This is a genomic window from Luedemannella helvata, assembly GCF_039528415.1.
Taxonomy (GTDB): Bacteria; Actinomycetota; Actinomycetes; order Mycobacteriales; family Micromonosporaceae; genus Luedemannella; species Luedemannella helvata.
This window is the reverse complement of the sequence record NZ_BAAALS010000138.1, coordinates 1-529: the sequence shown is the minus strand read 5'-3', so window position 1 is coordinate 529 and position 529 is coordinate 1. Positions and strand designations below refer to the sequence as shown.

Genomic DNA, 529 nt, shown 5'->3' with positions numbered 1-529 from the left:
CCGCTACCTCGGCGCTACGGGCTTCCAAATCGGCACCGGAACCCCGGACAGCAGCAACGTCCTCCCGACCAGCCGCTACCCCAACACGCGCGGCACCCTCTCGTCCTCCCAGTCCGTCTGGTCGGTCGAATTCGGCACCGACGCAGCCGTCCTGCAGCTCCGCTTCAACTACCAGACCGCCGGCATGTACCGGCTATGGGTCGATGGACGTCGCTACACCGATCTCATGCTGCCCGTAGGCGGCACGACCCCCGGCAGTACCCACCTGATGACCGTCAACCTCGGCGTCGCCCAGGCGAGGACCGTGCGGTTCGACTTCTACACGGTGCCCTTCGGCGGCGTACACCTGCCGCCCGGCGCGACCATGTGGTCGACCTCCGCACGCGCCGAACGGTTCATGGCCTTCGGAGACAGCCTCTCCGACGGCTCCAGCATGAACACAGGCGGCGGAGCAGGAACCTGGGCACACAAGACAGCCCGACTCCTCGGCTACGACGACTACTGGAACGAAGCCCGCGGAGGCACCGGC

Annotated in this window: 1 protein-coding gene; it reads left to right on the top strand. The window is 67.5% G+C overall.

Annotation, left to right across the window (positions count from 1 at the left end):
* A partial coding sequence (locus ABD191_RS29140; RefSeq protein ID WP_344089208.1) for an SGNH/GDSL hydrolase family protein occupies positions 1–529 on the top strand: 529 nt, incomplete at both ends.